At 50.8% G+C, this 3065-nt stretch carries 2 protein-coding genes; both read right to left on the reverse strand.

Annotated features, from left to right (window positions below):
• Positions 1 to 2059 (reverse strand): MCP four helix bundle domain-containing protein (locus QLH52_RS24455; RefSeq protein ID WP_319963273.1); only part of this gene is annotated, 2059 nt, incomplete at its 3' end.
• 296 nt (positions 2060 to 2355) lie between these two features.
• Positions 2356 to 3065, reverse strand: a 710-nt coding sequence (locus QLH52_RS24460) for a CZB domain-containing protein (RefSeq protein ID WP_319963274.1), incomplete at its 5' end; no start/stop codon positions are given.

A 3065-nucleotide genomic window follows, 5' to 3' on the forward strand; every position in this document is an offset into this window, starting at 1 on the left:
TCGCCGGAATCGCCCCGCGCGAGATGTTGTCCACGTACTCGGCGGCCACGTTCAAGGGCCCGATTACCGCATCCAGCGTGCTGTTGACCCCTTCGACGATTTTGCGGAAATCGCCTTGGTGCTTAGTGGCATCCGCGCGGGTCGCCAAACGCCCTTCGACGGCAGCGGTCGATAACATATTGGCATCGGCCACCAGGGCGTTCACCGCATCAATACAGGTGTTCAGATTGTTTTTGATGACATTGAAATCACCGTTGTAGGTGTCGGTGATTTTGGCGGGGATCGCGCCTTTAGAGATGTTGTCGACGTACTCGGCGGCGACGTTGAGCGGCCCGATCACCGCATCCAGCGTGTTGTTGACGCCTTCGACAATCTTGCGGTAATCGCCTTGATACTGGCTGGCGTCGGCGCGGGTGGCTAAGCGGCCTTCGATGGCGGCTTTTTCCAAGGCAGCGGCTTCGGCCACCATGCTGCTGATCGCGTCGATACAGTTGTTCAGGTTGTTCTTGATGGTGTTGAAATCACCATTGTAGGTGTCGGTGATTTTCGCCGGAATCGCCCCGCGCGAGATGTTGTCGACGTACTCGGCGGCGACGTTCAAGGGCCCGATCACCGCGTCCAGGGTGTTGTTGACGCCTTCGACAATCTTGCGGTAATCGCCTTGGTATTGGCTGGCGTCGGCACGGGTGGCTAAGCGGCCTTCGATGGCGGCTTTTTCCAAGGCAGCGGCTTCGGCCACCATGCTGCTGATCGCGTCGATACAGTTGTTCAGATTGTTTTTGATGGTGTTGAAATCACCGTTGTAGGTGTCGGTGATTTTGGTGGGGATCGCGCCTTTAGAGATGTTGTCCACGTACTCGGCCGCCACGTTCAAAGGGCCGATCACAGCATCCAGCGTGTTGTTGACGCCTTCGACAATCTTGCGGAAGTCGCCTTGGTGTTTCGTGGCATCCGCGCGGGTTGACAGGCGGCCTTCGACGGCTGCTTGCGACAGCATGGCGGCATCATTTACTAAAGCCTTGATGTTATCGCGAACTAAATCTATGGTTTCATTGATAAATCGCTTTTTGCCAGGCAATTTTTCAACATCGGCTTCGAGATTACCTTTGCCAAACTCCATGAAACACTTTATGGCCATTTTTTTCACAGCAATATGACCGTTAACCATGTCGTTAACGCCTTTGGCGACGGTCTTGAAACTACCGTGGAATTTTTGTTGATCAACCACTACATCAATATCGCCTTTTTCATGTTCTGCGGCCATATGATCCATCTCGGCTAATAGCGCTTTGATGTTATCGCTCAACTGCTTCATATTGGCCATAACACTGCTGTTATCGCCGGCTTTGAGTTGAATAACGGTGGTCAAATCCCCTTGCGAGATTTTATAAGCCAAATCCGCAACAAAATCCGGTTCGCCACCCAATTGCCGTGTCAGGGTTCGGGCAATGAAAAAACCCAAGGTGCCGATAGCCAGTATCGTTAGCGCTGTAATAATGACGGAAATGGTAATGGCGCTGGACTGAATCGAAACTGCTTCGTTCGATGAGTTTTTACCCAGACGCTGGTTATATTCGCTATGATTTTTGAACGCATCCAACAGCTTATCAACCACAGGCTGATTGCCCATCATCACAGTTCGGGCTTCGGCATTTTTATTCTGCCTGGATAAATCACGAATTTTGAGCCTTAATTTGTCGTATTCCGCCAAACTAGCTTTATCGTCCTGTAACAGTTTTTTGTCCTCATCATCGGCCAAAAGCTTTTCATAGTTGCTCAAAAGCTTATCGATATTCGCGCGTTTTTCGTCGATTTCTTGCTCGACGCCGGCCATGGCCGTATCGTCGGTTTCCGTTAAATGCTGCCAGACGTGCGCGCGGACTCCGGATATCTCCCCAACAATATCGTTAAGCAACAACACACTAGGCAAGGTATTGATAGTATTGAAGTTGGTGGCGGTATACACTTTGTCGATCTGCACATAGTTGAAGCCGGCCAAACCAGCCAAGCCCAACACAGCGGAACCGATTAATAACAACAAACGTTGTGTGACTGTCATTTTTTTAACCCTCATGCAATTTAAAATTTTGATTCGCTCACGCGCTCCGTAAGTACCGCATCCTCTAAAAGCGCGGACTTCAAGTCGCCACGCTGCCAACTTCCCTTTTAGTCGCCAGTAGATTATTAACCAGGCCTTTAAACTCCCTGATTCCGTGATTCCCGCGTAAGCTGAAGTCCAGCGTGAAAACTGGGTTTGCGCTTACACGGGAGCGACGATATTTGAGGGCAGGGTTAATAAAAGTTGATACCAGCTTTTTCTAGCTCATAAAAAACCAGCTTGAGATGGCTCCGATTTTATAAATGTGCTTGTTTTTTTAATGTCACAATGGCAACACTGACTTGGCTGGAGGCCAATGCAAACGCGCTGCCCGCATCTAACAAGGACTCGGCGGTTTCATATTGGCCACTATTAATCACCTCGGCCACTTTTCCGGCTTCGCGATGAAACTGCGCATGTTTATGCAGACAGTCCTGAAAACCGGACAAATGTTTGTATTGCTTTTGACCGCCACCGTGCAACCATTTACCCAACTTGCAGCAATCGTCCCGACCAATGGTGACGGCATCCATGTGCTCGTGTTGGCTGATGCCTCGGCGCAGTTTCACCTTCCACTCGCTGTGCGCTTGAATGGCGGCATCCAAGTCAATGGCGTCATCCTCTGTGGTTTTCGCACTTGCCTGTTTCGCACTTTCTAACCGACGCGATGTTGCCTGGGTTGCAGAGCGGCTAGCAGCATGTCCGGAAGAGGTGATTTTGAAAAAGCTCATCAAACTTTGTAGTTGTTCCGTTTGCCCCATCATTTCTTCCGCAGTAGCCGCCAACTGTTCGCTGGCGGACGCATTCTGCTGAGTAATCTGGTTCATCTGGTTCATGGCATTGTTGACTTGGCTGACACCGGCGGATTGTTCTTGGGAGGCGGCGGCAATCTCCTGCACCAAGTCGGAGGTTCTGGCAATGCTGGGGACAATTTCATCCAGCAGCTTGCCCGCACTTTCCGCTGTCT

The organism is Methylomonas defluvii (assembly GCF_033949435.1).
Classification (GTDB): Bacteria; Pseudomonadota; Gammaproteobacteria; order Methylococcales; family Methylomonadaceae; genus Methylomonas; species Methylomonas defluvii.